General features: G+C 58.8%; 26 protein-coding genes. 7 read left to right on the top strand and 19 right to left on the bottom strand.

The window, feature by feature from the left end; genetic code table 11:
* Positions 1-29 precede the first annotated feature (29 nt).
* The gene (locus AC6I8A_RS06675; RefSeq protein ID WP_497818221.1) at positions 30-1,187 is read left to right on the top strand and encodes a M20 aminoacylase family protein; all 1,158 of its coding nucleotides are present in this window, start codon (positions 30-32) and stop codon (positions 1,185-1,187) included.
* 72 nt (positions 1,188-1,259) lie between these two features.
* On the opposite strand, the gene ybiB is transcribed toward AC6I8A_RS06675, so the two are convergent.
* From ybiB to AC6I8A_RS06660, 3 genes are read right to left on the bottom strand one after another with little or no spacing between them, the layout of a single operon-like run.
* Positions 1,260-2,228, bottom strand: coding sequence for a DNA-binding protein YbiB (gene ybiB, locus AC6I8A_RS06670; RefSeq protein WP_497818220.1), 969 nt, complete (start codon positions 2,226-2,228; stop codon positions 1,260-1,262).
* A 45-nt stretch (positions 2,229-2,273) separates the two neighbouring features.
* On the bottom strand, positions 2,274-4,418 hold the full coding sequence (gene dinG / locus AC6I8A_RS06665; protein WP_497818219.1) for an ATP-dependent DNA helicase DinG: 2,145 nt from the start codon (positions 4,416-4,418) through the stop codon (positions 2,274-2,276).
* A 54-nt stretch (positions 4,419-4,472) separates the two neighbouring features.
* The gene (locus AC6I8A_RS06660; RefSeq protein ID WP_497818218.1) at positions 4,473-5,369 is read right to left on the bottom strand and encodes a LysR family transcriptional regulator; all 897 of its coding nucleotides are present in this window, start codon (positions 5,367-5,369) and stop codon (positions 4,473-4,475) included.
* A gap of 125 nt (positions 5,370-5,494) precedes the next feature.
* Between AC6I8A_RS06660 and speB the strand changes: the two genes are divergently transcribed.
* A complete protein-coding gene (speB, locus tag AC6I8A_RS06655) occupies positions 5,495-6,451 on the top strand; it encodes an agmatinase (protein WP_497818217.1) in 957 nt (318 codons plus the stop codon).
* Positions 6,451-7,536 (top strand): iron-containing alcohol dehydrogenase family protein, encoded by a 1,086-nt coding sequence (locus tag AC6I8A_RS06650; protein ID WP_479486854.1) that lies wholly within the window; start codon positions 6,451-6,453, stop codon positions 7,534-7,536. The genes speB and AC6I8A_RS06650 overlap by 1 nt, the downstream gene beginning before the upstream one ends.
* 112 nt (positions 7,537-7,648) lie before the next feature.
* Here AC6I8A_RS06650 and AC6I8A_RS06645 read toward each other — a convergent pair whose 3' ends face one another.
* From AC6I8A_RS06645 to argH, 7 genes are read right to left on the bottom strand one after another with little or no spacing between them, the layout of a single operon-like run.
* Positions 7,649-9,010, bottom strand: a complete 1,362-nt coding sequence (locus AC6I8A_RS06645) for an MmgE/PrpD family protein (RefSeq protein WP_497818216.1) — start codon at positions 9,008-9,010, stop codon at positions 7,649-7,651.
* Positions 8,994-9,881 (bottom strand): polysaccharide deacetylase family protein, encoded by an 888-nt coding sequence (locus AC6I8A_RS06640; protein WP_497818215.1) that lies wholly within the window; start codon positions 9,879-9,881, stop codon positions 8,994-8,996. The genes AC6I8A_RS06645 and AC6I8A_RS06640 overlap by 17 nt, the downstream gene beginning before the upstream one ends.
* Positions 9,874-10,719, bottom strand: coding sequence for a polysaccharide deacetylase family protein (locus AC6I8A_RS06635; RefSeq protein ID WP_497818214.1), 846 nt, complete (start codon positions 10,717-10,719; stop codon positions 9,874-9,876). Before AC6I8A_RS06635 ends, AC6I8A_RS06640 begins: the two co-directional genes overlap by 8 nt.
* An 11-nt stretch (positions 10,720-10,730) precedes the next feature.
* Complete coding sequence (locus tag AC6I8A_RS06630; RefSeq protein WP_497818213.1) at positions 10,731-11,552, bottom strand: ABC transporter substrate-binding protein; 822 nt, start codon at positions 11,550-11,552, stop codon at positions 10,731-10,733.
* A 16-nt stretch (positions 11,553-11,568) separates the two neighbouring features.
* Positions 11,569-12,333, bottom strand: coding sequence for an amino acid ABC transporter ATP-binding protein (locus AC6I8A_RS06625; RefSeq protein ID WP_008102604.1), 765 nt, complete (start codon positions 12,331-12,333; stop codon positions 11,569-11,571).
* Between the two features lie 13 nt (positions 12,334-12,346).
* Positions 12,347-13,225: an amino acid ABC transporter permease gene (locus AC6I8A_RS06620; protein ID WP_176970961.1), complete on the bottom strand. Its 879-nt coding sequence runs from the start codon at positions 13,223-13,225 to the stop codon at positions 12,347-12,349.
* Positions 13,226-13,235: 10 nt separating this feature from the next.
* Positions 13,236-14,663 carry an argininosuccinate lyase gene (argH, locus tag AC6I8A_RS06615; protein WP_497818212.1) on the bottom strand — a complete coding sequence of 476 codons (1,428 nt, stop codon included), beginning with the start codon at positions 14,661-14,663 and terminating at the stop codon, positions 13,236-13,238.
* A gap of 157 nt (positions 14,664-14,820) precedes the next feature.
* Between argH and AC6I8A_RS06610 the strand changes: the two genes are divergently transcribed.
* The gene (locus tag AC6I8A_RS06610) at positions 14,821-15,792 is read left to right on the top strand and encodes a LysR family transcriptional regulator (protein WP_497818211.1); all 972 of its coding nucleotides are present in this window, start codon (positions 14,821-14,823) and stop codon (positions 15,790-15,792) included.
* 167 nt (positions 15,793-15,959) lie between these two features.
* Here AC6I8A_RS06610 and AC6I8A_RS06605 read toward each other — a convergent pair whose 3' ends face one another.
* Together AC6I8A_RS06605 and AC6I8A_RS06600 are read right to left on the bottom strand one after the other, a co-directional pair.
* On the bottom strand, positions 15,960-16,478 hold the full coding sequence (locus tag AC6I8A_RS06605; protein ID WP_479486848.1) for a GNAT family N-acetyltransferase: 519 nt from the start codon (positions 16,476-16,478) through the stop codon (positions 15,960-15,962).
* A complete protein-coding gene (locus AC6I8A_RS06600; protein WP_497818210.1) occupies positions 16,475-17,038 on the bottom strand; it encodes a helix-turn-helix domain-containing protein in 564 nt (187 codons plus the stop codon). The genes AC6I8A_RS06605 and AC6I8A_RS06600 overlap by 4 nt, the downstream gene beginning before the upstream one ends.
* A 151-nt stretch (positions 17,039-17,189) precedes the next feature.
* On the opposite strand from AC6I8A_RS06600, the gene AC6I8A_RS06595 reads away from it, so the two are divergent.
* Positions 17,190-17,924 (top strand): MerR family transcriptional regulator, encoded by a 735-nt coding sequence (locus AC6I8A_RS06595; protein ID WP_256698384.1) that lies wholly within the window; start codon positions 17,190-17,192, stop codon positions 17,922-17,924.
* A gap of 82 nt (positions 17,925-18,006) precedes the next feature.
* Complete coding sequence (locus tag AC6I8A_RS06590) at positions 18,007-18,114, top strand: YohO family small membrane protein (RefSeq protein WP_494338314.1); 108 nt, start codon at positions 18,007-18,009, stop codon at positions 18,112-18,114.
* Here AC6I8A_RS06590 and AC6I8A_RS06585 read toward each other — a convergent pair.
* The 4 genes from AC6I8A_RS06585 to osmF are packed head-to-tail and all read right to left on the bottom strand — an operon-like array spanning position 18,095 to position 21,832.
* Complete coding sequence (locus tag AC6I8A_RS06585; RefSeq protein ID WP_497818209.1) at positions 18,095-18,826, bottom strand: ABC transporter permease; 732 nt, start codon at positions 18,824-18,826, stop codon at positions 18,095-18,097. The genes AC6I8A_RS06590 and AC6I8A_RS06585 overlap by 20 nt on opposite strands.
* Positions 18,826-19,761: an ABC transporter ATP-binding protein gene (locus tag AC6I8A_RS06580; RefSeq protein WP_256695993.1), complete on the bottom strand. Its 936-nt coding sequence runs from the start codon at positions 19,759-19,761 to the stop codon at positions 18,826-18,828. The genes AC6I8A_RS06585 and AC6I8A_RS06580 overlap by 1 nt, the downstream gene beginning before the upstream one ends.
* Positions 19,754-20,920: an ABC transporter permease gene (locus AC6I8A_RS06575; protein WP_497818208.1), complete on the bottom strand. Its 1,167-nt coding sequence runs from the start codon at positions 20,918-20,920 to the stop codon at positions 19,754-19,756. The genes AC6I8A_RS06580 and AC6I8A_RS06575 overlap by 8 nt, the downstream gene beginning before the upstream one ends.
* A 3-nt stretch (positions 20,921-20,923) precedes the next feature.
* The gene (gene osmF / locus AC6I8A_RS06570) at positions 20,924-21,832 is read right to left on the bottom strand and encodes a glycine betaine ABC transporter substrate-binding protein OsmF (protein WP_008102632.1); all 909 of its coding nucleotides are present in this window, start codon (positions 21,830-21,832) and stop codon (positions 20,924-20,926) included.
* Between the two features lie 318 nt (positions 21,833-22,150).
* Between osmF and AC6I8A_RS06565 the strand changes: the two genes are divergently transcribed.
* Positions 22,151-22,657: a DapH/DapD/GlmU-related protein gene (locus AC6I8A_RS06565; RefSeq protein ID WP_497818207.1), complete on the top strand. Its 507-nt coding sequence runs from the start codon at positions 22,151-22,153 to the stop codon at positions 22,655-22,657.
* 31 nt (positions 22,658-22,688) lie between these two features.
* Here AC6I8A_RS06565 and idi read toward each other — a convergent pair whose 3' ends face one another.
* From idi to AC6I8A_RS06550, 3 genes are all read right to left on the bottom strand, one after another.
* A complete protein-coding gene (idi, locus tag AC6I8A_RS06560) occupies positions 22,689-23,222 on the bottom strand; it encodes an isopentenyl-diphosphate Delta-isomerase (protein ID WP_256695989.1) in 534 nt (177 codons plus the stop codon).
* 250 nt (positions 23,223-23,472) lie between these two features.
* The gene (locus tag AC6I8A_RS06555) at positions 23,473-25,368 is read right to left on the bottom strand and encodes a methyl-accepting chemotaxis protein (RefSeq protein WP_256695988.1); all 1,896 of its coding nucleotides are present in this window, start codon (positions 25,366-25,368) and stop codon (positions 23,473-23,475) included.
* Positions 25,369-25,520: 152 nt separating this feature from the next.
* Positions 25,521-26,633 (bottom strand): suppressor of fused domain protein, encoded by a 1,113-nt coding sequence (locus AC6I8A_RS06550; RefSeq protein WP_256695987.1) that lies wholly within the window; start codon positions 26,631-26,633, stop codon positions 25,521-25,523.
* Between the last annotated feature and the right edge of the window lie 16 nt (positions 26,634-26,649).

Below are 26,649 nucleotides of genomic sequence, written 5' to 3'. Positions count from 1 at the left end.
CTCACGCTGCTAATGGAGAGCCTTACCTTATGAGCCTGCCTGCTGCACTGCTGGAAAACGCCCTCAACTGGCGTCGTCAGTTACACCAACATCCTGAACTGGGTTACCAGGAGCAGCAGACCAGCGAGCTCGTCGCGAAGGTACTCACCGAGGCCGGATTACAGGTGTTTCGTAGCTTAGCCGGCACCGGCGTCATCGGCACCTTAGAGAACGGTCCCGGCCCGGTTATCGGTCTGCGCGCGGATATGGATGCGCTGCCGATCACCGAAAAAGGTGCGCCGCAGTGGAAGTCGCAAAAAGCTGGCGTCATGCACGCCTGCGGTCACGATGGCCACACTTCGATTCTGCTGGCAGCGGCCTGTCAGCTGGCGGCCACGCGTAACTTCAGCGGCACCCTTCACTTCATCTTCCAGCCCGCCGAAGAGAATCTGGGTGGCGCGCGCAAGATGGTGGAAGAAGGTCTGTTCCAGCGCTTCCCGATGGATGCGGTTTACGCCATGCATAACTGGCCGGGCATGCCGGTGGGCACGCTGGCGGTGAACCCGGATGCGATGATGGCGTCACTCGACTCGTTTGAAATTACGCTGCACGGTAAAAGTTGCCATGCGGCGATGCCGGAAAGTGGTGCAGATCCAATGGTGGTCGCCGCCGAACTGATTTTGGCGCTGCAAACCATTCCGTCGCGTCGTCTGTCACCGCTGGCTTCGGCGGTGGTGAGCGTGACGCAGATTCACGGCGGTGAAGCGATTAACGTTATTCCTGAGCAGATTGTGTTGCGTGGCACGGTACGATGTTTGCAGACCGACGTGCGCAATCGCGTGCGCGGTCTGATTGAGGATTTTGTCACTACGTTGCCGCGTCCGTTTGGCGTCAGCGGCGAGATTCACTGGTATCCCGGTTATCCGGTCACCGCCAACCATGCAGAGCAAGCCGAACAGGTGCGCGCGGTGGCGGTTGATGTGCTCGGCGAGTCGCAGGTGCATTGGCAGGTGAACCCTTCAATGGCTTCGGAAGATTTTGCCTGCATGATGGAAGCCTGTCCCGGCGCCTATTTCTGGCTCGGTGCCGATGGCACGACGCCGTCCGCCCCGCTGCATAACGCGAATTACGATTTTAATGATGAGCTGCTGCCGATCGGTATTACCTTCTGGCAGCGGTTGGTGGAGAGCGTGTTAGCGAAAGCGTGATGGTGTGATGGCGTGATGGCGGTCGCCATGAATGGCGACCCTACGGAAACCTTGCGATGCGCCTGGCAGGCCTCAGATCCCCGCTCGCTGTAAGCGCCCTTCCGCATCTGCCATGCTGGCCGATTGCCCGGTCGCCACCAAACAACACGCCAGTTGCAAACGCAGCGCCTGCGGTACAGCGCGTTCCCCGGCTAACACCTGATTGATCCACACAGCGGTATCCTGCGCACTTTTGCTTTCCGGCAGTTCCACACTCACTTCCGGCTGGCGCTCAACCCACACTTCCGCTTCTGCACCCGCGCCGCGAATGTAGTTAATCGCCGGGCAGCGCTGCGGATTGGCGTACACCTCGCCTTCGGTGCCGTTGAGCAGAATCGCCGGTGCATCGATATCCTGGAAAAATTTCCCGACGCGCGGCACATATTCCGGATGCGAGACGCTGGCCAGACGCAGCGCGGCGCGTTCGGCAAACGGCGTCGCCAGTTTCGCCAGCGTATGCGCGCTGTTACGCACGCCCATACGCCAGCGCAGCGACAGCTGTTGCGCCATCGGCGCACATAGATGGTCAATGGTGATAAACGCCAACTCTCCGTTATCCAGCTTCGCCTGCGCCTGTGCGGCGGAGGTCACGGGCGCGATGTCCAGCGCCGCCAGTACCGCTTCGGTGGTGATGCGCGTGGGATCGTCGCTAACACCGTGCAACAGCACCGGGAAGCCCAGTTTCACCAGCAACAGCGCCAGCAGCGGCGTCAAATTGCCCTGACGACGCGCGCCGTTATAGCTGGGAATCACAATCGGCATTGGACGATGAGCCGGTGCCTGCAACCGCATCATCTGCTGCTGCATCGCGTGGTAAAAACCGCGCATCTCCTCTTCGCCTTCGCCCTTGATGCGCAGCGCAATCAGCACGCCACCCAATTCCAGCTCCGGCACTTCACCGGCCAGCATCGCGCTGTAGAGCGCCTGCGCGGTGTCGAAATCGATATCGCGCGCGTGATTTTTACCGCGCCCAATCTCTTTAATGATTTTATTCAGTTCCATCAGGCATTCCCGCTTCCAGGGCGCGCCGCCATGCGGCTGCCAAAGTTAGATTTTCTTACTGCGACGTTTTTTCGGCTTGTCACTGCTGGCTTCCGGCATCGGCGGTTGCTCAATCGGGAACACCGGTAACGCGGCCAGCAGTCGGCTGCCATAAGCTTTGTTGAGCAGGCGGCGATCGTAAATCACGATTTCGCCAAAGCAGCTGTGGCTGCGAATCAAACGTCCTACCTGTTGAATCAAGGTAAAGGAGGCGCTCGGCAAGCTCTGCACCTCGAACGGATAACGTTTCAGGCTCTTCAGCCATTCGCCCTCGGTCAAAATTACCGGACTGTCCACCGGTGGAAAAGCGATTTTGTGAATATGCACCTGCGACAGCAGATCGCCTTTCAAATCCAGCCCTTCGGCGAACGATTGCAGGCCAACTAAAATGCTGGTTTTACCGGCTTCAACGCGTTCCCGGTGCAGCGCCACCAGGCGCGAACGCGGCTGATCGCCCTGCACCAGCATCGAAAGACGCAGATCCGGAATGTGTGCAACAAACTGTTGCATCGCGCGGCCGCTGGCAAACAGCACCAGCACGCCTTTGTGCTTCTCTTCGGCAATCTGCTGGCGGAAGAAGCGCGCCATCTCGGCGATGTGCTCCGCTTCCTGCGCCATCTGCGGCTCAAACTGCATCTGCGGAATCACCAGTTTGCCCTGATCGATATGGTTAAACGGTGAATCCAGCGCCACGAAGCGGTCGCCGGCTTTCTCGCTCAGGCCAGACATCTCCTGCAAACGGTTGAAGCTGTTGAGCGAGCGCAACGTGGCGGAGGTCACCACCACATGCGGGATTTTGCGCCACAGGATTTTTTCCAGCTGATCGCTCACGCGAATGCCCGCGCAGTGGAACAGCAGATGCGCCTGGCCTTCGCGGATCTCACGCGTAATCCACTTCGACACCGGCGCATTCGAGGCTTTCTCCATCGCCGCCAGCCGCCACAGCTTGCTGATTGATTCGAACCAGCCGAAGTGGCGATTGAGCTGAATAATCGCTTTATGCAGCCGCATGATATCGGCTTTACCGGTTTGATCGCCCAACTCGTTGAGCAGGCCTTCACTCAGGCCACGCAGCGCATCGCTCAGTTTGAACAGCCGCGCGCACAAGCTCAGCAGCTCTTCCGGCAATTCACCCAGCACAAAGCGGAACTCGCCCGGCTGATTATGGCCAGGCAGCAGCGGGTTGAGGGCATCGCAGAGAATCTGCAGCAGCTCGCGCATTTCATCGCAGTGGCCTTTCAGGCGTTCCGGATTGGTGAGCGGCGGCGGCGATTTTGGGCGGAACTGCGCCATGATGGTTTCCACCAGCCGCACAAACAGATCGAGCTGTAAACTGCTCCAGCCAGGCGTGATCTCCGCGCTCATCTCCAGCGCATCGCGCGCCACTTCCGGCAGATGATGGCCTTCGTCCAGCACCAGCATCAGGTTTTTCGCCGGTGGCAGCACCGATTCATTCTCCATCGCCGCCATCACCAGCGCATGGTTGGCGACCACCACATCCGCCTGCTCAATTTCGCGACGTGCGACAAAGAACGGGCATTCGCGATACCAGCGGCAGTGATGCCCGAGACAATTGGCTTTGTCGGTGGAGAGGCGTTGCCACAAGCTGTCGTCAATGTTGACATCGGTGTGATCGCGCAAGCCATCCCAGCGGTAGCTGCTGAGCTGCTTCTCCAGCTTGGCGCAGAATTTTTGCTCCTCTTTCGAGCCGGTCACCGCCTCTTCATCAAGATAGAGCAGCAAATCGCCCTGCTGATCTTCGGTCGCCGCCAGCGCCGCAAGGTTGCGCGGACAAACATAGCGTCCACGGCCAAAGGCAGCGGTAAAGGTAAGATCGGGGATGATTTTCTTCAGCAGCGGCAGATCCTTGGTGAAGATCTGATCCTGCAACGCCACGTTGGCGGTGCTGATCACCAGCCGCTTCTCCTCGGCGCGGCTCACCGCAATACCGGGAATCAAATAAGAGAGGGTTTTGCCGACGCCGGTGGGCGCTTCAATCGCCAGATGACGCCCTTCGTCACCGGCCAGACTTTTCGCCACTTCGGCAATCATCTGGCGCTGCGGCGCGCGCGGGATAAAGTCAGGAACCTGCTGCTGCAGCGCCTTATACCATTGCGCAATCTGGCTTTTTATCGCTGCTGTCAGGGCCATTTTCGTTACTGTTTGCTGAATTGGCCTGTATTTTTACACAGTATTGGCGCAGCGTCAGCTTTCGCTGCTATTTTTTCGCGCTGGATTCAGAATTTCACGCATCGCACGAATCAAGGTTTCCCGCGCGCGCCCACGGCGGAACGCAAAAGAGAAAGGCGCGCGGAAGTGGAAATGGTGCGGCAGCAGACGGCGCAGCGTGCCCTGCTGTTCCCCGCTGCGCGCGTAGTGTTCGGGTAAATAGCCAATGAAGCGGCCGGAGAGAATCAGCGTCAGCTGCGCTTCGATGCTCTCCACCGATGCGTTGCTCTGGCGGAAGCCGCGCTTGTTCAGTTCCTGCTGATTCCAGTAACGCCGCGTCACCATGCCGGTTTGCTGCACGGTGCGCACATCCGGATGGCCTTCAGCCAGCGGATGTTGCGGGCTGCAATAGAGCCAATGCTGCTCTTCATACAGCGGAATGGTCACCAGATTGCTGGCGCGCAGCGGGAAGTGACCAATCGCCAAATCGAGCCGATCCTCCAGCAACTGCTGCTGTAACTCATTGGGATCGCGCACGCTCAGATTAAAAAACACCGCCGGAAAGCGCTGATTAAAGCGGGCGATGGCAGCGGGCAGATCCAGCGTGCTGTCGGTGACGGTGGCGTCCACCACGCCAAGCGAGAAAGTCCCGCCCTGCGCGCTTTTCAGCGTTTCTACCTGCTCCTGCCAACCCGCCAGCGTCGCCAGCATCTCCTGACTGTAGCGATAAAACAGCTCGCCTTTGCTGGTCAGGGTAAAGCCGCCGCGTCCGCGCTGGCAGAGGATAAAACCGAGCTGGCTCTCCAGCTCGCTCATGTAGGCGCTGATGGCCGGCGTGGTCATGTTCAGCGCTTGCTGCGCGCGCGAATAGCCCTGATTTTCCACCACGCTGGCGAACACCTGCAACAGTTTAAGATTGGGAAGCGTCTGCACCGATTTTTCCTTCAGTGATTGCTGACTAAAGTTAAGTAATCTCTGAAGTGATTATCGGCTGTCAAGGATTTTTCCGGCGCGCGGGCTGGGTAATGATGGGTTTCACCTGACTGAAGGAGTGCGTGATGACCGATTTCCCCCAGCCGCAAGGCGGTAACGAGATGCCCCGTTTTGCCGGACGCGGCACCATGATGCGTTTGCCCGCCGCTGAGACACCGGCCGATTTGGATGTGGCGTTCGTCGGCATTCCACTGGATATCGGCACCTCGCAGCGCAGCGGCACGCGCTATGGCCCGCGCGCCATCCGCGCCGATTCCGTGATGATCCGTCCATACAACATGGCCACCGGCGCCGCGCCCTTTGATTCGCTGCGCGTCGGCGATCTCGGCGATGTGCCGATCAACACCTACAGCCTGCTGAAATCGGTTGATATCATCGAAAACTATTATACCGAGCTGAATACCTGGCCGATTATCCCGTTAACGCTGGGCGGCGATCACACGCTAACGCTGCCGATTTTGCGCGCGCTGGCGAAGAAGCATGGCCCGATGGGGCTGATTCACGTTGATGCGCACACCGATACCAACGACGAGATGTTTGGCGAGAAGATTGCGCACGGCACCACGTTCCGCCGTGCGGTGGAAGAAGGCCTGCTCGACTGTCAGCGCGTGGTGCAGATTGGACAACGTGCGCAAGGCTACGCCGCCGATGATTTTCAGTGGGGCGTCGATCAGGGTTTCCATCTGGTGCCCGCCGAGCAGTGCTGGTATCGCTCCATGACGCCGCTGATGGCCGAGGTGCGCGCGCGTATCGGCAACGGCCCGGTGTATCTCTCTTACGATATCGACAGCTTTGATCCGGCGTGGGCGCCCGGCACCGGTACGCCGGAAGTGGGCGGTTTAACCTCAATGCAAGGGCTGGAGATCGTGCGCGGCTGCCGTGGACTCAATCTGGTGGGCGGCGATCTGGTGGAAGTCTCGCCGCCGTATGACATCAGCGGCATGACCTCGCAGCTGGCGACCAATATCCTTTATGAGATGCTGTGCGTGTTGCCCGGCGTCCGTTACACAGAGAACAAGTGATGACACAACAGAATCTGGTGTTCCCGGCGCGCGTGCTGCGCGGTGCGGGCGTGATCAACCAATTAGGCGCGATCTGCGCCGGGCTGGGCCAGCGTGCGCTGCTGATTGGCGGCCATCAGGCGTTGCAGGCGGTAGAAGCGCAGGTTCGCGCGCAACTGCTGGCAGCCAACGTCACGCTGCTGGCGCAAGAGTGGTTTGGCGGCGAAACCTCGATCAATCACATCAACCGTTTAGCAGCGCTGGCGACTGAACTGCAGGCCGAGGTGCTGATTGGCGTCGGCGGCGGTAAATCGCTGGATACGGTGAAAGCGGTGGGCGCACAGCTCGGCTTGCCGGTAGTAACGCTGCCAACCATCGCCGCCACCTGTTCTGCGGTAACGCCGTTGAGTATTCGCTATGACGATAACGGCAATTTCTTCGACATCTTCCCGCTGCCGCAGGCACCGGCGGCAGTGATTATTGACAGCGAGCTGCTGGCAAAAGCGCCCGCGCGCTGGCTCGCCGCCGGGCTGGGCGATACGCTGGCGAAGTGGTACGAGTTCCGTGCGGTCAGCGCACGCCATCCGGCATGCGACGGCAATGCGCTGTCGTCACTGGCGCACAGCCAGATCTGTTATGACGTGATTGCCGAACACGGCCCGGCGGCCTATGCCGCAGTGCTGCGTGGTGAGAGCAGCGCGTCGCTTGATCAGGTGCTGGATGCGATTTTCACCTGGGCAGGATTAACCTCGCTGATGAGCAATGGCGCACACGCAGCGGCTTCGCATGCGATTTATGAAGGTTTTACCTTCTGCGATAAAACCCGCGAGTTTGGTCATGGCCTGCTGGTCGGCTTCGGCAATCTTTGTTTGCTGGCGCTGGAGAATCGCGCCGATGAGGAGGTGCTGGATGAGATGCGCCTGGCACGCGACTGCGGCGTGCCGCTGACGCTGAGCGAGATTGCCGAGCTGGATGAGCATGAGCTGGCACTGATTGTGCGCGAATCGGTGCATGCGCCGGATATGGAAAATATGGCCGAAGCGGTGACCGAAGCGCGCTTGCTGGCGGCGATGGTGCGGATTGAGGGGTTGTCCTCTGCGGTGTGATGCCCTCACCCCAGCCCTCTCCCACAGGGAGAGGGAGACGCTGCCACATGCAAGTAATAGCTCGATCGGTCCCCTCTCCCGCTTGCGGGAGAGGGTTAGGGTGAGGGAAAAATCATCCCTGCGCCAACAACCCCACCACTTCCCTTACATCCGCCACTTCATCCAGCTCCAGACACACCGCCTCGAGCCGTTCGACCTGATCCAGCGGCAATACGCGTGCGGCCAAACTGCGGTACTTCGCCAGCAGCGCATCCAGCGTGAGCGGATTGGTTGGCGCGCCTGACGACACCGGCACATGCTGCTGCCACTGTACGCCCTGCTCGGTTTCCAGCCGCACCCACGGTTCGTCGTCGCGGCTCTGCTGTTCATCGATCACCAGCTCAATACGCGCCAGCAACGCTTCCACATCAGGATGCAGCCGTTTGGCGTCGTCATAACTCGCCAGCTCGGCCGAGCCGTAAAGCGCTCGCGCCGCCAGCGCATACGGCAAGCTCATTTGCGCCGCCGCCAGACTGTGTAACTCACGACCGCCGCACATCTCCAGCAGGAACGGATTCACGCCCACCACAATGCGCGCGATCTGCTCTACGCGCACATCATGCTGTTGCAGCAGGATCCCCAGCGCATCAATCGCCGCGTGGGTACCACGGCACGAGGCGTAAGGTTTGATCGAGCAGCGCGCCAGTTTCCATACCTCACCGAGATCCGCCGTCAAGGCCTGTGGCTGCTGAGTATCTGCCGCTAAGGTTTGCAGGAAGCCGCCCCAACGCGGTTCAAACACCGCCGAAGGACCGCTGATACCGCGTTGTGCCAGCAATGCGGCTTGCACGCCGCCTTCTGCGGCACGCGCGGCATGCAGTTTTTTGGTGTGCGATCCGTCGTGAATAAAGCCCCACAACCCGCCGCTGAAGCTGGCGGCAATGCCCAGCGCAGACGCGCACTGCGCGCGATCCAACTGCAGCAACGAACACACCGCCGCCGCCGCACCAAATACGCCGCAGCTGGCGGTAGAGTGCCAGCCTGCGCCGTTGTGCGCCGAGTAACCGCCGCAGGCTTCTAGCACCCGGCGGCCGACGTCATAACCAATCACCATCGCCACCAGCAGCGCTGGCCCGTCCACCGGCTGCGTCGCCAGTGGCAAGGCCGCCAGCAGTGCCGGAATGACTACCGCGCCGGAGTGATCGCAGCCGCCCGTATCATCAAGTTCATACATGTGAGCCGCCACGCCGTTCAGCCATGCCGCCTGACGCGGATTGGCCTGTTGCGCGCTGCCCCAAATCTGCGCCTGCTCGCGTCCACCTTCGGCCTGCACCAGAGCCAGACATTCGCGCCAAATCGGGCTGTCGCAGCCCGCCAGCGAAGCACCGAGCGTATCCAGCAGATGGCGTTTCGCCTGCTCCACCAGCGGCGCAGGCAGTTGTGCATAACGCGTCTCGGCGATAAAGGCCGCCAGTTGATCAAGCGTGCTCGTCATGCGCACCTCCGATGATGCGGGTAAACACTTCCGCCGGATGGGAGACATCGTTATCCGGCTGCGTCTGCCAGTGCGCCGCCACCTGCTCGGCAGTGGCGATCCACACGTTGTGCTGTTGCAGCGTGTCAAGCAGCGCCCGCAGCAGGCCAATACGTCCGGCGGTGCCGATAATTTCCGGATGCAGGCGCAGCAGGTAGCACAGCCCAAAGCGGTGGAAGCCGTGGAAATCCTGCGTCATATTCGCCAGCGTTTCCGCATAAGGCGCGATACGCGATTGGCCCGGCGGAATCGCCGGGCTGAGGTTGAAGGCGAAGTACGGCTCATCTTCCAGCGTGTAGTGCATTGGCAGCTCCACCAGACGCGTGCCGGGATGGAAGTACGGCAAATCGTCGCCGCGCCAACTGGATGACCAGCGAATACCGCGTTCTATCAGCGCCTCGGCCAATCCCGGTTTCCACTGCCCGGCGGGCGTGCGGAAGCCGACGATTGGGCTACCGGTAATGTGCGCCAGTTTGTCGCAGCCGCGCGTCACGCTGGCAATTTGTTGCTCCAGCGTGAGTAGCGAGAAATCTTCATGCGTATCGCCGCTGCAGGCAATTTCATGGCCGTCGGCCACCATGCGCTGCACCAGTTCCGGCTGCTCTTCGGCGACAATCGCCGGCATACACCATGTGGCTTTGAGCTGCTTTTCCGCCAGCAGCGCCAGCAAGCGATCAACGCCGCGCAGCGTGCCGTAGCGCCACACCGACAGGGTTTTATCGCGCCCCGCTACCGCCGGTGCTTGAGTGAGAATGCCGTGAATGTCGTTGAAGTCGATGGTGAGGATCGCCGCCGACTGGAAGCCCAGCGGCCAGCGTGAAGGTTCAGTCATGCTGTTGCTCCTGCAAATACCACTGCGCCACCGCATCGCAGCGCGCGAACCACACGTCATCGCGCGCCGTCATATGTTCAAACAGCTGTTCGAGCAGCAAAATGCGTCCCGGCTGGCCGGAGATTTTCGGGTGAAACAGCGTGGTGAGGCACAAGCCTTCATCCATCGCGCCATCGAACTCGCGCTGCCAGTTATCACGCGTGTGCGCATAGCTGGCGATGCGGTCGCCGCCTTTGGGGAAATCGGGCTGGCGCGTGTAGGCCAGCGAGGCGTAATCATCCATCTCCCATTTTCCGGGGATCTCCACCAGCGGCGTATGGCCCGCCACCGGCATGCTGTAAGGACGATCGTCGCCGCGCATGCTGCTGGAATAAATCACGCCCGCGTCGCGCAGGATTTGTGGCGTTTCGGCATGCCAGTCGCCCGACGGCGTACGAAAACCGCAGGCGGTAATGCCAAGATGTTGTGTGAAGATTTCAGCAGATTTCGCCATTACCGCGCGCTGTTCATCCGGTGAAATCGCCCAGAAAGATTCGTGGCGATAGCCGTGATAGGCCACTTCGTGGCCCTGTTCGATAATCGCCTGACACTGCTGCGGCCACTGCTCCACCACCCACGCCGGCACAAAAAAGGTGGCGGGCAGCTCGAAAGCGCGCAGCAGGTCAAGCAGACGCCCGAGCGCGCGGTACGGCCCGTAGGCCCCAAAGGTAAAATACTCTGGCGTTGACCACAGGCTGCCATTCAGCATGGCATCGCCGGTGGGACCGTCGAGGTCAAACGCCAGCGCCATACAGCCGCGTTTACCCTGCGGCCAGCGCACTGCGCCCGGTTGTTGCATCTGCGCGCTCCTTAGCCCTGGTTAACGGTAGCCTTCGCCACGCCGTTGTCTGCCAGGCCCCATTTGCCGAGGATTTTCTGGTAAGAGCCATCGGCAATCATCGCGTCGATCGCCGCCTGAATCGCCGTGGTCAGCTCGCCCGCATCTTTACCAATCGCCATGCCGGTGTACTGGAAGGAGAAGGCTTTATCCAGCGCCTTATATTTGCCCTTTTCCAGAACCATGATGTACGGCAGGGTTTCGCTGCCCTGCACCACGCCATCCAGACGGTTCTGGCGCAGCTGAGTACGCGCATCGGCGGTGCCTTCGGCGCCTACCACGATGATCGCTGGCTTACCGGCCGCTTCACAGTGCGCTTTTGACCAGTTGGCAATCTCTAGCGGGAAGGTGGTGCGACGGCTGGTGCCGACTTTCTTGCCGCACAGATCCATTGCGCTGTTGATATCGCTGCGCGCGGATTGGGTATAGAACTGCGGGCCGGTTTTGAAGTAGTCGATAAAGTTAACCACCTGCTGACGCTCTTTGGTGTCGGTCATGCCGGACATCACCAGATCAACGCGCTTGGTCACCACCGCGTTCACCATCTGCTCGAAGGCGATCTCCTGCCAGTTAATCTTCACGCCGAGCTTTTCACCAATCGCCTGGCCGAGATCGTAATCCACGCCGGTCAGCTGGTTAGTGGCCGGATCTTTAAAATCCATCGGCGGGTAGTTCGGCATGATCGCCACGGTCAGCCCTTTCTCTTTGATCGCAGCAGGAACCGCGATATCTGCCCAGGCAGAGGATTGCAGCAATACGGCGGCACTGATGGCACTCAATAACAGCTTTTTCATATTCACCCCGGTAATGTTAAAGAAGAATCGCGTTAATAAAGTTTTTCATCCGTGGATTTTGCGGGTTCAGCAGAATGTCTTCCGGTGCGCCCTGCTCGATAATGCGTCCCTCGTCCATAAACACCACCTGATTGGCCACCTCACGGGCAAAGCCCATTTCGTGGGTGACCACCAGCATGGTGGTGCCCTCTTTTGCCAGCTGACGCATCACCGCCAGCACTTCGCCCACCATCTCCGGATCCAGCGCCGAGGTGGGTTCGTCAAACAGCATCAGTTTGGGTTTCATTGCCAGCGCGCGGGCAATCGCCACGCGCTGCTGCTGGCCGCCGGAGAGCGACTGCGGATAGTCGTGCGCTTTGTGCGCCAGACCGACGCGATCGAGCAGCGCCATGGCTTCTTCGCTGGCTTCACGTCTTGGACGCAGCAGCACGCGACACGGCCCTTCGATGATGTTCTCCAGCGCGGTTTTGTGTGGGAACAGGTTAAAGCGCTGGAACACCATGCCGGTTTGCAGGCGCTGACGCGCAATCTGCTTGTCGCTCAGCGCATGCAGTTTGTTCCCGGCGATGCGATAGCCCGCCAGCTCGTTGTCGACCCAAATCCCGCCTTTATCGACCTTCTCAAGCTGGTTGATGCAGCGCAAAAAGGTGCTTTTGCCGGAACCGGAGGGACCGAGGATGCACATCACCTCGCCGTAGTTCACTTCGAGGCTGACATCCTTCAGGGCGTGGAACTGGTCGAAATATTTGTTCACCTTGACGGCGCGCACGATGTTTCTCATGTTGGGCTCCTGATTACTGACGCTGACGATGGCCGCGTGAGAAATAACGTTCCAGTCGGCTCTGTCCAAACGACAACACCGTGACCACAATCAGGTACCAAATGCCTGCCACGAACAGCAGTTCCATTACGCGCGCGTTGGCGAAGTAGATGGTTTGCGTGTTGTAGAGCAGTTCGGAGTACTGAATCATGCTGGCGAGACTGGTGGTTTTGATCATGCTGATAAATTCGTTGCCGACCGGCGGCAGAATCACGCGCATCGCCTGCGGCAGAATGATGCGATGCAGCGCCTGCAGACGCGGCATGCCGATGGCTTTCGCCGCTTCGTATTGCCCGGTATCCACCGACAGCAAGCCCGCACGCACCACTTCCGAGGTGTACGCGCCCTGATTGATGCTCAAACCGAGCAGCGCGGCGAGGAACGGCGTCATGATGGTGACGGTTTGCACGCTGAACACACCGGGAATGCTGATGGTGGGAAACACCAGCGCGAGGTTGAACCACAGCAGCAGCTGCAAAATCAGCGGCGTGCCGCGAAAAATCCACGCGTAGCCCACGGCGATGTAGTGCAGCACCGGATTCGGCGACATGTACATGATGGCGGTGATAACGCCAAACAGCACGCCAAGCCCCATCGCCAGCACCGACATGATCAGCGTGTTGACCACGCCATTGAGAATCGCCTGGGCGGTAAAGAACTGGCCAACAAACGACCATTCGATATTGCCGTGGGCAAAGGCGTTCACCAGCAACGCCAGCAGCACCAGAATCACCGCCGACGCGGTAATGCGGCCGTAATAACGGCGCGGCACCACCTGATAACGATCGAGATCGTAATGCGTCTGCTCGCGGCTGTTGTTCAAACTCGGCTCAATCGGCGTTGATTGCGACATAAAGCTCTCCTCAGGCGCGTGGGCCAGCGTAATCTTCGGTCCAGCGCTGCTGGTCCTGCATCAGAGTTTGCAGACGTGCCAACTGCTCACGCACGCGTGCCGGTGCGGTACCGCCGTAGCCGCTGCGGGCCGCCAGCGCGGCTTCCAGCGTCAGGGCGCTGCGCACCTCCGGCGTTAAGCGGGCATCCACCGCGTGCAGCTGCGCATCGCTGAGATCGGACAGACCGCAGTTTTCGCGCTCGCACAGCTGCACCAGCTGGCCGGTGATCTCATGCGCTTCGCGGAACGGCACACCGCGCATCGCCAGCCAGTCGGCCACTTCGGTCGCCAGCGTGAAGCCGTCCGGCGCCTGCTCACGCATCACGTCGGTGTTGAATTTCAGCGTCGACATCATGCCCGCCATCGCTGGCAGCACCAGCAGCAGCGTATCCACCGCATCGATCACGTTGCGTTTGTCGTCGCTGAGATCGCGGTTGTAGGAGAGCGGCATCGCTTTCATGGTGGTGAGCAGCGCCATCAGGTTGCCAACCAGGCGGCCAGAGCGGCCACGCGTCAGTTCGGCGATGTCCGGGTTTTTCTTCTGCGGCATGATGGAGCTGCCGGTGGCGTAGCTGTCATGCAGCTCGACCCAGCGGAACTGGCGCGATGCCCACATGCACACTTCTTCGCACAGGCGTGACAGGTTGATGCCGATCATGCTGGTGACAAACAGGAATTCAGCGGCATAGTCGCGGCTGGCAACGGCATCAATGGAGTTTTCGCACGGCGCGAGATAGGAAAGATCGGCGGCGGCCTGCTCCGGCTGGCGCGCAATGGCGGAACCGGCCATCGCCGCGGCACCGAGCGGACAGCGTGCGCTGCGGCGATCCCAATCCTGCATACGTTCAATATCGCGGGCAAAGGATTGCGCGTGAGCCAAAAGTTGATGACCAAAAACAATCGGCTGCGCCTGCTGCAGATGCGTGAAACCAGGCGCGACGCTTTCGGTGTGCTGTGCCGCCTGCTCGACCAGCGCCTGCTGCAAGGCCAACAACGCGCTCACCACCTTGCGACCGTTGTCGCGCAGGTAAAGACGCAGGTCGTTAACGGTTTGATCGTTACGCGAACGCCCGGCGCGCAGCTTGCCGCCCAGCGCACCTAAACGCTCGGTCAGCGCGCGTTCGATAAAGGTGTGCACATCTTCGTCGGCGGCAATCGGATGCAGCTGACCGGCGCGATAATCGGCATCTAACGCGTCAATGGCCGCCAGCATGGTGCTGAGCTCTTCGGCACTCAGCAGCTCGCCGCGCGCCAGTTCTCGGGCATGCGCCCGGCAGCCCGCCAAATCGTAAGGTGCCAATGCAAAGTAATAATCCGGGCTACGAGACAGCGCGGTTAAACTCGCCGCCGGTGCCGCTTTAAAACGCGCGCCCCATAACAGTTCGGCATTATCAGACATGCTATTTCCCCTTACAGATAATCATCAGCGATATGAAAAAGATATGGATGAGCCAGTTGAGATAATGAAAGCTTATTTTATGGCTACACTGGTAAACAGGGCCTATTTCAGGTTCACTGTACTTTCACCGCAATTATTCCGGAGTTGAATAGCAAAAATGGAAAGTAAAGTTTCCCAGTCCGGAAACAATGCAAATAATCGCAGCGATAATGCGGTTCTGTCACTGAGTAATATCGATTTAAAATTACTGCGGGTATTTAAATGCGTAGTAGAAGCCGGCGGATTAACCGCTGCCAGTCACGAATTGAATATTGGTCTGGCGGCGATCAGTAAACAGGTTTCCGATCTGGAAATTCGTCTCGGCATGACATTATGCAGCCGCGGACGCGAAGGTTTTGAGCTGACGCAATACGGCATCAACGTGTATCAGGCCACGCTGGAGCTGTTCGTCTCGCTGAATCTGTTTCGCGAGCGCTTACACAACAGCCGCAATGAACTGCTGGGCGACATTGCGATTTGCGTGGTGGATAACACCATTTCCGATCCGCAATCGCCGGTCACCGCGGCGGTGCAACAGCTGCACCAGAAAGCGCCAAAGGTACAAATTCGACTGCAAACCTCACAGTTAGATGATATTGAGCGCGGCATCAGTGAAGGCCGTTTTCATTGTGGTATTGCACCAGTTTATGAAATGAAAAGTGATTTTGATTACTTCCCGCTTTATAAGGAATATTCAAAATTATATTGCTCCATGTCACATCCTTTATATTCTGGATCGTGCGATAAAAATATATCGACGGACATATTACGTGAGCAGAAAATTATTAATCATTTATATGTGACGCCGCGCGACGATCGTCGCATCATTCCGTTGCAGGACAGCGGCGTGCAGGCGGTTCAGGTTGAATCTGTCGCCATGCTGATTTTAACCGGCCATTTTATTGGTTATTTACCGGAACATTATGCCGCCGCGTTTATTGCGCGTGGTCAGCTGTGTGAGTTGGGCGATGATTCGATTCGCCGTGAAAACCCGTTTTGTTTGATGATGAAGAAGGGCCGCAAAATAAACCCGATTATCCGGCTGTTTATGCAGGCGCTGGGCGTGGCAGAGGCGGAGGCGGCGCACTGATTTGGTGCGTGTTGGTGATCGTGCTTGCTGTCCCCCTCCTCGGTCCTCCCCCATAAATGGGGGAGGAAGATGCTGCTATATGTGAGTTGGGAAATGGCATGTGGCAGCGTCTCCTTCCCCCACTCGTGGGGGAAGGCCGGGATGGGGGACAGCAGGCACAATCATAATCACCGCAAAACCTTAAACATCACCGTGGTCGCATCCAGCACACCTTCTGTTGACTCGGCATACATGGGAATCGACCCCGCAATCTGCCAATCCATCGACAAATACAAATCCGTCGCCACGTCGCCGCTGCGCGTGTCCAGCACCAGCAAGGTTTTGCCCTGCGCTGCCGCCAGTTGTTCGGCCTGCTGCATCAGGCGGCGCGCAATGCCCTGCCGTCTGGCGCGCGGATGCACCAGCAGCTTGCTGATCTCCGCCCGATGGCGACCATTCGGCATCGCGCTGAAACCGACCATCACCGTCGCCACAATAACGCCCTGCTGATAGGCCACCAGCAGCTGGTTGTCACCGCTCGCCAGGCTGTAAATTTTGTCCTGCCAGAAGCGCGCAATGGCCGCGCGATCGTCGGCATCAATAAAGCCCACGCTGGCACCGTCGGCGACACAGCCCTGCAGCACATCACATAATGCCGCCAGCAGCGGCTGCGCCTGGGTGGCGCTGAGACGTTCGATTTCAATCATGGTTTGCATACCACCAAAATGTAGCGCGCGCCGCCTTCGGCATGAGCGGCAAACGCGGATTTGCCGGTAAGATGGAAGCGCAGACAGTCGCCCGCCTGCAGCGTCCAGTGTTGATCGTCCATGCTGATGGTCAGCTCGCCCGATTGCAGCCAGATATGTTGCTCCAGCCCCTGAATCGGCGGCGCGTCGTAATCAATGCGCGCGCCGGGACGCAGTACGCCTTCCACCACTTCCGCTTTAAAGTGGCTGCCGGGCGGCGATACGTTGCGGCGCAGGAACCCGCTGGCGTCGTCGCGCCACACCGGCTGTTGCTCCGCTTTCAGCAGCAGCGCGGCTTCCTCTTCCACCTCGCTGAGCAGGCGCGACATGGTCAATCCGTAGGCTACGCAAAGGCGGTTAAGCAAAGCGGCTGTTGGGCTCGTTTCAGCGCGTTCAATGCGCGACAATGACGCCCGACTGATGCCGGTCGCCATCGCCAAATCATCTAATGACCAACCGCGTTGTACGCGTAATTCGGCCAGTCGTGCCGCCAGTCGATCGTCGGTATCCGAAGCAGACATCTTTACCTCTCATTTATGGGAAATAAATCTCACATATGAGATAACACTACGAATCCTCAACACGGTCAAGTTGTACAACTAAAAAATCGTTGTACAACCCAAGCCTGAGGGTTAAGGTGTTGTTATGCAGGTCAGTATTTTTGAGGACTTTATGGCCTTATACAGTATCGGGGATGTGGCCGAACGCTGTGGAATCAACCCGGTAACGCTTCGCGCCTGGCAGCGACGTTACGGTCTGTTAAAACCCCAGCGTACCGAAGGTGGTCATCGGCAGTTTGATGATGAAGATGTTCAGCGTATCGAAGAGATAAAACGCTGGATAGAGAGTGGCGTGCCCGTTGGCAAAGTGAAAGCGTTGCTGGAAGGCGCCACCGTCAATGTGGATGACGGTTGGTCGGCGCTGCAGGAAGAGTTGATGAGCGTACTGCGCCACGTTCGGCCGGCGAAATTGCGCGTTAAAATTGCCACTATTGGCCGGGAACATCCGGTGGATGCGTTAATCGATCACGTATTCGTGCCGGTTCGCCAGCGTCTCGGTTTAGATCAGAACACCGCGCGTACCATGTGCAGTCTGCTTGATGGCGCGCTGATTGATTATGTGGCGTTTTGTCTGGCCTGTGGACGTAAAAAAGCCGGTAAAGATGCCTTGATGCTGGGTTGGGCGGTGGAAGATCGTACCCGCATCTGGCTGGAAGCCTGGCGTTTGTCGCAGCAAGGCTGGCGCATGGATGTGTTGGCGGAGCCGCTGGACATGCCGCGCCCTGAGTTATTCCCCGGACAAAATCTGTTTATCTGGACCGGCAAAAAGCCAACGCGTCGCCAGGTCGAGCAGTTTGAACACTGGCAGGCACAAGGTTTTGCCATTCACCTGCACGATCCCGCATAAGTAAAAATCGCACACACGGCCTTTGCCTGGCGTGGTGTGCGCGTTATCATGCCGCCCTAAATTTCTTTTCTCAGGTCTCCTCATGAACTGGAATAAACTCCTTATCGGTTCCCTGTTTGCCATTATGGCGCTTGGCGGCATGGGCGGTATGATGCTGGTCGGCTACAGCCTCATTGTGCATACCCACTAAGTTTACGCTGCACGCGCTCTAACAGGCGATCGCAGATCAACGCCAACAGCGCCACCAGCAGCGCGCCCTGAATCACATAGGCGGTGTTAAAGCCGCTCAAACCGATAATCACCGGCGATCCCAGACTCTCCGCGCCCACCGTGGAAGCGATGGTTGCCGTGCCGATATTGATCATCACCGAGGTTCGCACGCCCGCCATAATCACCGGTGCTGCCAGCGCCAGTTCAATCTGCCACAAGCGTTTCCACGGCCCCATGCCGAGGCCGACCGCGATTTCGCGATTGCTGGCTGGTACGCTATCTAAGCCCGCCAGCGTGCCCTGCAAAATCGGCAGCAAGCCGTAGAGAAACAGTGCCATCACCGCGGGCGTCGCGCCAAATCCCATCACCGGCACCGCAATTGCTAACACCGCAACCGGCGGAAAGGTTTGCCCGGCCGCCGCCACGGTTTCCAGCAGCGGACGAAAGGCGCGTCCGGCGTTACGCGTAGCAAACACCGCACAGCCGACGCCGACCAGCAACGCCAGCAGGCTGCCGCTGACCACTAACGCCAGATGCGCCAGCGCCAATCGCCAGAAACTCTCCTGCTGATAGAGCGGACGCTCCAGCTGCGGAAACCAGTGGGCAAACAGCGGGCCGCTGTGCGGCAAGCCCCACAGCAACAGCAGAAAGGCCGCCATCAGCCAGTAGAGCGGATCGCGTAACAGCCGCATCAGCTCGCCTCCCGCTGGCGCAGCAAATCGCTGAAGTGCAGCACGCCGAGCGGTTGCTGATGCTGATCGATCACCGGCAATTTGTCGGTGCGGCGCGCAATAAACTGCGACAGCGCTTCACGCAGCGTCAGCGATGCGGCAATCGGTTCGGCATCGAGCCATTCACCGCGTCGCGCCGCGCTGCCCGCACGCCCCAGCGCCAGCAAACGCACGCCGAGTTCACTGCGGCCAAAGAACTCGCGGGCAAAATCATTCACCGGCTGCGTCAGCAGATCGATCGGCCTGCCCTGCTGCACGATTTCGCCGCCGTCCATCAGCACCAGTTGATCGGCCAGCGTCAGCGCTTCGTCGATGTCATGCGTCACCAGCACCACGGTGCGACCGGACATTTTCTGAATGCGCAACATTTCGTGTTGCAGCGCCAGACGGTTGACCGGATCAAGCGCGCCAAAAGGTTCATCCATCAGCAGCAATTCAGGATCCGCTGCCAGCGCACGCGCCACGCCGACGCGCTGCTGCTGTCCGCCCGACAGCTGATGCGGCATGCGCGTCGCCAGATGGCTATCAAGATTGAGCAGCGCCAGCAGCTCTTCAACGCGTTGGTTGATTTTTGCCTGCGGCCAGCCGAGCAGCGACGGCACGGTGCTGATGTTCTTCGCCACGTTCCAGTGTGGAAACAGACCAATCGACTGAATGGCGTAACCGATGCGGCGACGCAGCGCGCGCGCATCCATGTTTTCGATGGCTTCTCCGGCGAAGCGAATTTCGCCGCTGTCGTGCTCTACCAGCCGATTGATCATCTTCAGCGTGGTCGATTTGCCGGAACCCGACGTGCCGATCAGCACGGTAAAACTGCCCTTCTCAATCTTCAGCGACAGGTTACGTATCGCCTCTTTCCCGGCGAACACTTTGCTCACCTGGTGAAATTCAATCATGACGTCTCTCCAGCAGTGCCGACAGTAAACGCAGCAGTGCATCAAAAATCACCGCCAGCGCCACCACCGGAATCACACCCAGCAGCACCAGATCCAGCGCGCTGCTCAGCAATCCCTGAAAAACAATGGCGCCGAATCCGCCTGCCCCAATCAGCGCTGCGACCACCGCCAGACCAACGGTTTGCACCACCACCACACGCAGCCCGGAGAGCCACACCGGCAGCGCCAGCGGCAACTCGGCGTGCCAGAACTGTTGCCACGCGCTCATGCCCATGCCGCGCGCGGTTTCACGCACTTCCTGCGGCACCTGCTGCAAACCGGCCACCACGCTGCGCACCAGCGGCAGCAGCGCGTAGAGCACCAGCGCAATCATAGCCGGTGCGATGCCGATGCCGCTGATGCCCCAACGCGCCAGCAGCGGAAAATGCGCCACCAATCCCGCCAGCGGCGCAATCAGCAAGCCGAACAGCGCCACCGACGGCACGGTTTGGATCAGATTGAGCAGGCTAAACGCAGCATTTTGCCAGCGCGGACGGCGCGCAATCGCCAGGCCGAGCGGCAAACCGATGATTACCGTCGGCAGGAGCGTGCCGCCCAGCAGCCACAAATGCTGCGTGAAGGCCGCATCAAACACCGCCGTGCGGTTGGCGTACTCTTTCATAAGCGAGAGACGATCGAGATGACCGCTGAGTAACAGCGCCAGCGGCAACAGCCAGATTTGCAGATTGAGCACAATGCGCCACGGCGTACTGCGCGTGATTTGCCGAACCGCTTCCGCCGCCAGCAGCAGCGCCAGCGCCGCCGCGCACCACAAGCCGCTACCAAACGCGGTGCGTGCCAGCGGGCTGCCGCTGTTCGCCAGTTCGCTGGCTTGCTGTCCGGCGAGCCAGATGAGCAAGGCCAGCAGCAACTCCGCCGCCAGCAGCACCGTTATCGCGTGAATGCGGCGCGGCGACCACCACAAGCTCTGCCAAAGCCACAGCAGCGGAATCAACAGCAGTGCGCTGTTGGTCACCTGCCAGAAGGTCAGCGGTTGGCCAGAGACCAGCCGATTGGCGGCATAGCTCAGTAGCGGCAAGGCAAACAGCGCCAGCGTGATAAGCGTGATTAACACCAGCAGCACCGGCTGCTGGCGCGGTCTGAGTAACAACGATGACACTGCTTACAGCAACTTATTGGTCTGTAACCACTGTTTCGCGACCTGGCTGGCATCCTGACCATCCACCGCAATCTGTGCATTCAGCTGCTGCAGGGTTTTCTCATCCAGCTTGCTGAAGACCGGCTGCAGCCAGTTGCCGATGTCCGGATATTGCTTGAGCACGCTTTCGCGGATCACCGGCGCAGGGGCGTAAATCGGCTGCACGCCTTTCGGATCGCTCAGCGTTTGCAGGCCCAGCGCCGCCACCGGACCGTCGGTGCCGTACGCCATCGCCGCGTTCACGCCAGAGGTTTGCTGCGCCGCCGCTTTGATGGTCACGGCGGTGTCGCCACCGGCCAGCGACAGCAGCTGCGCCTGCTCGAGTTTGAAGTTGTAGGCTTTTTCAAACGCCGGTAAGGCATCGCTGCGTTCGATAAATTCCGCCGAGGCGGCCAGCTTGAAAGTGCCGCCTTTTTTCAGGTAGGCGCTGAGATCGTCCAGCGAGTTGAGGTTGTTCTTCTGCGCTACGTCACCGCGTACCGCAATCGTCCAGGTGTTGTTAGCTGGCGCGGGTGTCAGCCACACCAGATGATTTTTCTCGGCGTCGAGTTTTTTCACTTTCTCGTAGCCCTGCTGGGCGTTTTTCCATGCCGTGTCTTTCTCATCGTTGAAGAAGAAGGCGCCGTTGCCGGTATATTCCGGGTAGATATCCAGCTCGCCGGCGGTGATCGCACCGCGCACCACTTGCGTGGTACCGAGCTGGATTTTGTTGACGGTCTTTACCCCGTGTTTGTCCAGCACCTGCAGAATAATGTTGCCGAGAAGCGAGCCTTCGGTATCAATCTTGGAACCGACTTTGACCGGATCCGCCGCCTGCGCTGCACCCACGCTCATTGCCAATGCAATCATTCCCAATAAACCCTGCTTTATCATCTCGCTTCCCTCATTTGTTTTCATTGTGTGACTATCAAGCGTAGCCTGGCGAATCGGGATGGGCGCGGTCAAGCGGCTTACTTCGTGCTTTTTTTGCTATCAATATCGTATTGGCTATAACCAAAACGCAGCTCATATAGCCAAAAGGAATGTAAAGAATTTCACTGTGAAATGAGGAGTGTCAAAGAGTGTAATAAATACTTTTTATGCCTTGCAGCATTTATTGCAAAGAAATTTTCGAATTGGTAGAAAGAAAAGGATTAAATTAAATGCTTGCGATTTGTATCGTTGAGCCAAAATTATGGAAGATTAAAAAATATGCTGATGTATTTCCTGTCTCACTTCGTAAAATATGTTGAGGTTCCTGTAGCCCGAAATCTTATCAACAGCAGAAATTTATCCCGTAAACGACACAATCGCCTTTTGGCCAAATCTGGGGTAAAAATTGGGGATGAAAGCATCGTTACAACGCCTTTCTTTTATGAATTTGGCAATATAGCGATTGGCTGCCACGTATACATTAATGCCGGCTGCGTTTTTCTCGATAATTCGGCAATAACGATTGGGGATAATTCATTGATAGGGCCGAACGTGACGCTATCGACAGCAAGCCATCCATGTGGCCCGGCTCAAAGAAGCTATCAATTGATTACAGCCCCGATAACTCTCGGAAAAAATGTGTGGTTAGGGGCCGGCGTCGTGGTCTTACCCGGCGTAACAATCGGAGATAATAGCGTTATCGCAGCAAATAGCGTTGTTACAGCGAATGTGTCAGAGAACGCCCTCTTCGCCGGCGCACCGGCTATCTTTAAACGGAACTTATGAACGTCGCCCCCACAAAGCAATGTCCATGCTTCTATGCCGTCAGGCGAAACTCACCAAGCGTATGAGGGATGCGCGGGAAGGTGTGCAGAAACCACGGCGTGAACTGCGCCGGATTCTCCTGCATTTCCTGCTGAATTTGTGCAATCGAGCAATAGCACCACGCATCGGCCTCTTCCGGGTTGAGGACCGGCTGCTCATCGCTGATGGCGAAGAACACGTGACCATACTCATGCTCGGTTAAGCCGTTACTCAGCGGCAGGTTGTAGCTCAGCTCAAACACCGGCGTTAACGCCAGATTCATGCCCATCTCTTCACGCAAACGGCGCTCAGCCGCGTCGCGCGTCGATTCCTGCGGATAGGGATGACTGCAGCAGGTGTTACTCCACAATCCTCCACAGTGATATTTCGTGCTGGCACGGCGTTGCAGCAGCACTTCATGGCGCGAATTGAACACGTAAACCGTCACCGCGCGATGCAGCAATCCTTTTTCATGCACTTCCAGCTTTTCCATTTTGCCGATAGGGCGATCGAGGTGGTCAACGAGAATAACTTCAATGGCGGGCATGACAACTCCTTCGGAAAATTCGCAGCTATTGTACACAACCTCCAACGTGTTGATGGAGGAAATAGCGCACATTCCGTGCGTTAACGTGGGCACACTAAAGCGTAGCAGCCTGCGGACAATTCAGCATAAAAAGGTGTGGAATGGCGTTAACGGAGGAGATGTGTGCGGTGTGTGAGAAGGTCGCCATAAATGGCGACCCTACGGGAGTGTTGTGCCCGGCCGCCATTTATGACGACCGCTTCCACAAAACTTACAACTTAAAGCTCTGCACCACCTGCTCCAGCTGCACGCTTTGCTGCTGCATCGACTGCGCGGCGGCGGAAACCTGCTCGACCAGCGCGGCGTTCTGCTGCGTACTGCCGTCCAGCTGAGTAATCGCCACGTTCACCTGATCGATGCCCATGCTCTGCTCGCGGCTGGCCGACATGATTTCGCTCATCAGCGTGGTCACGCTGCTCACGCCCTGCATCAGCTCATCCATGGTTTGCCCGGCCTGCTCCACCAGCTGGCTGCCGGTATCGATATTCGCCACCGACTCCTCAATCAGCTTTTTGATTTCACGCGCCGAGTTAGCCGAGCGCTGTGCCAGGTTACGCACTTCCGATGCTACCACGGCAAAACCGCGACCCTGTTCACCGGCGCGCGCCGCTTCGACCGCGGCGTTCAGCGCCAGGATGTTGGTCTGGAAGGCAATGCTATCAATGACGCTGATGATATCGACCACTTTACGCGATGAGTGATTGATCGCGCCCATGGTGGTGACCACCTGACGCACCACTTCAGTGCCGCGTGCGGCAACCTGCGACGCGCCGTCCGCCAGCTGGTTCGCATGCGTGGCGTTGTCGGCGTTCTGCCGCACCGTGCCGGTCAGCTCTTCCATCGACGCCGCCGTTTCAACAATCGAACTGGCTTGCGATTCGGTACGTGCCGAGAGATCGGCGTTGCCGCTGGCGATTTCACGCGAAGCCGCCGTGATCGCCAGCGCGCTGTCGCCCACCTGACGCATCAGGCCTTGCAGATAGGCGATGAACTGGTTGAAGCTCTGCGCCACGGCGTTGAATTCCGGGCTGTTGCTGGCAGGCAGACGCTGCGTCAAATCGGCGCCGCCGGTTGATAAGGCTTCAATGTTGCTGTTCAGCACGGCGAGGCGTTTCATCATGGCTCGCACGAAGCCCAGCAGCACCAGCAGCAGGATCACCGCCAGCGGAATCTGCACCAGACCAAGACGCGTCAACATGCTGTGGGTTTGTGCATCCAGCAAGCTCGACGGCACATCGCTGGCGAGATACCACGGGCTGCCAGCAATCGCCTGTACGAACAGCGTGTGTTCGCCATCTTCACCTGCAAAGGTGGTTTGCGCGGGCTGACTGCCCGCCTGCGCCAACAGACCTTTCAGCGCGGACGCCATCGGCAGCTGAGTATCCGCGAGGTTTTCCAGCTTCGGCGCGCCATCCACCAGCGCAGCGTTACCCACCACTTTGCCATCAGCTTCAACGATCAGTACGCGGCCCTGAATCGCCTCACCCATCTGTTTTGCCAGCTGGTTGAAGAAGCCGAGTGTCACGTCAATGGTCGCCACGCCCCACGCGGTGCCATCGCGATAGATTGCCATTGCGCAATTGGTACGCGGCTGCGGGCTGGCGGCATCCTGATAGGCTTTCGCCCAGGCGCACTGGCCTTTGGGCGCGGCTAAACCATCTTTATACCAGGATTGCTCCCAGTATTTGTCGGCGGCATCCGAGTTCCAGTAGGTGTTGACCTGCAGCTGGTTGCTGGCGTTGCGCGCAAAGAATGAGCTGTTTTTCTCTTTGGCGGGATCGCGACGGTTTGGTAACGGCCAGATGCCGCCGCCGAACACATTGCTGTCCTGATATTGGTTAACTAAGGCGGGCAGCAAGGTATCGATGGCTGCGCTGTCCATCACGCCTGCGGCTTCGGTAATGGCGCGTTGCTGCGCCTGCACGCGGTTCATCTGCTCGACGATGCGTCCGGCCAGGCCGTCCACTTCGTAACGCACCAGACGACTTTCATTTTCAGTGAGTTGCGGCGCGATGAACTGATTGATTACCAGTACGGTAACCAGCATCAGAGCGGCAAAAAAGGCGACAAGCGTCGCGGTGAAACGGGATTGTGTTGTTTTGAACATTATGTGTGCCCTTACCCTGGTTGGCGAGTTGCCTGATCGAGGTTAACGGCGTGTTAATGGGGAACTTGAGGTGAGCGCGATCACAAAGCAATGAAATAGTTGATTTGGGTGATAATTTAAAATCGTAGGGTCGGCATTGGTGCCGACCTGATTTACGGTGCGGGGGTTTCCACCACTTCCTGCCGTGGCCGAAACACATGATTATTACCGTCCGCCAGCAAACGTTGCAGCAGCTGCTGTCCACCACGATCGTCAGCCTGGGCGAACTGGCGTTCGGCCTCGGTAATCGGCGTGGACCACAGCAGATTCACGCGATCACCATCGCGTTTCGGCAGGCGGAACTGCGCCGCTTCGGGCGCTAAATCATTCGCCAGCAGGAAGCTTTCAAAGCCCACCGGTGCCACTTCCGACGCCAGCGTATGCCCTTCGCCAATCCAGGTCAGACGCGCCCACGGCAGATGGGCAAACTCCGCCAGCGCGCTCGCCATCTGCACCGCATTGGCTTCAGTCATCACTTCACCGTCTACCGCCATCGCCAGCTCGACGCGGCGATACTGCGGGGCCAGCTCGTCAAACAGATGATCCACCTGCGGCATCGGGCGGATTCCCATGCCCAGGGTGAGGAAGTACCAAACGCCGTTATGCAAGTGCTGCGAAATCGCCATCGGCGGCCAGTTGCCCTGATCGATGGAGTAATATTTTACCGACTCGCCAAACTGCGCCTGATAACACTGCATCAGCTCGCGCTGCACCACATCCCACAAATGGCCGTCGTGCCAGTCGCGCCAAAAGTGACGCTGCTGTTCAGCGCGCGCGTAGTATTCGTTGGTGGAGGCCGATCCGAGCGGCGCGGTCAGGCGATTCTCTTTGATGCAGGCAGCAGAAAAACTCACCTGCTTATCCTGATACAGGCTCCAGCCGGGGATCACCGCCAGCAATTGGCCGTAATACCACAGCGCGGCGCCGTCGTCGCTGGGCTCCCACAGCACCTGTAATCCCGCCGGATCGAGCATCGGCTCGGCCTCCAGCGTGCGGCAATATTCGGCACTCAGCAGCGGCGCGATGCCCTGCTCCATCGCTTCACGATCTTCCTGCGCGGGTGCAGGCAGCAGGTTGCGCAGCCAGCAGCCGCGCACCGCGTATTGGCTGCGAAACAGGTCATTCGGCCAGATATAAAAATAGGCCGTACGCGCATCCTGTTCGACGATCGCGGTTAGTGTGTGTTGCTGATTCGGCACCTCAGCAATCAGAGGTTGGTGGGTCATAACGCCTCGATATTAC

Source organism: Pantoea sp. X-Soil-ISGK-275 (assembly GCF_059730795.1).
This window is presented reverse-complemented; position numbering and strand designations above follow the sequence as displayed.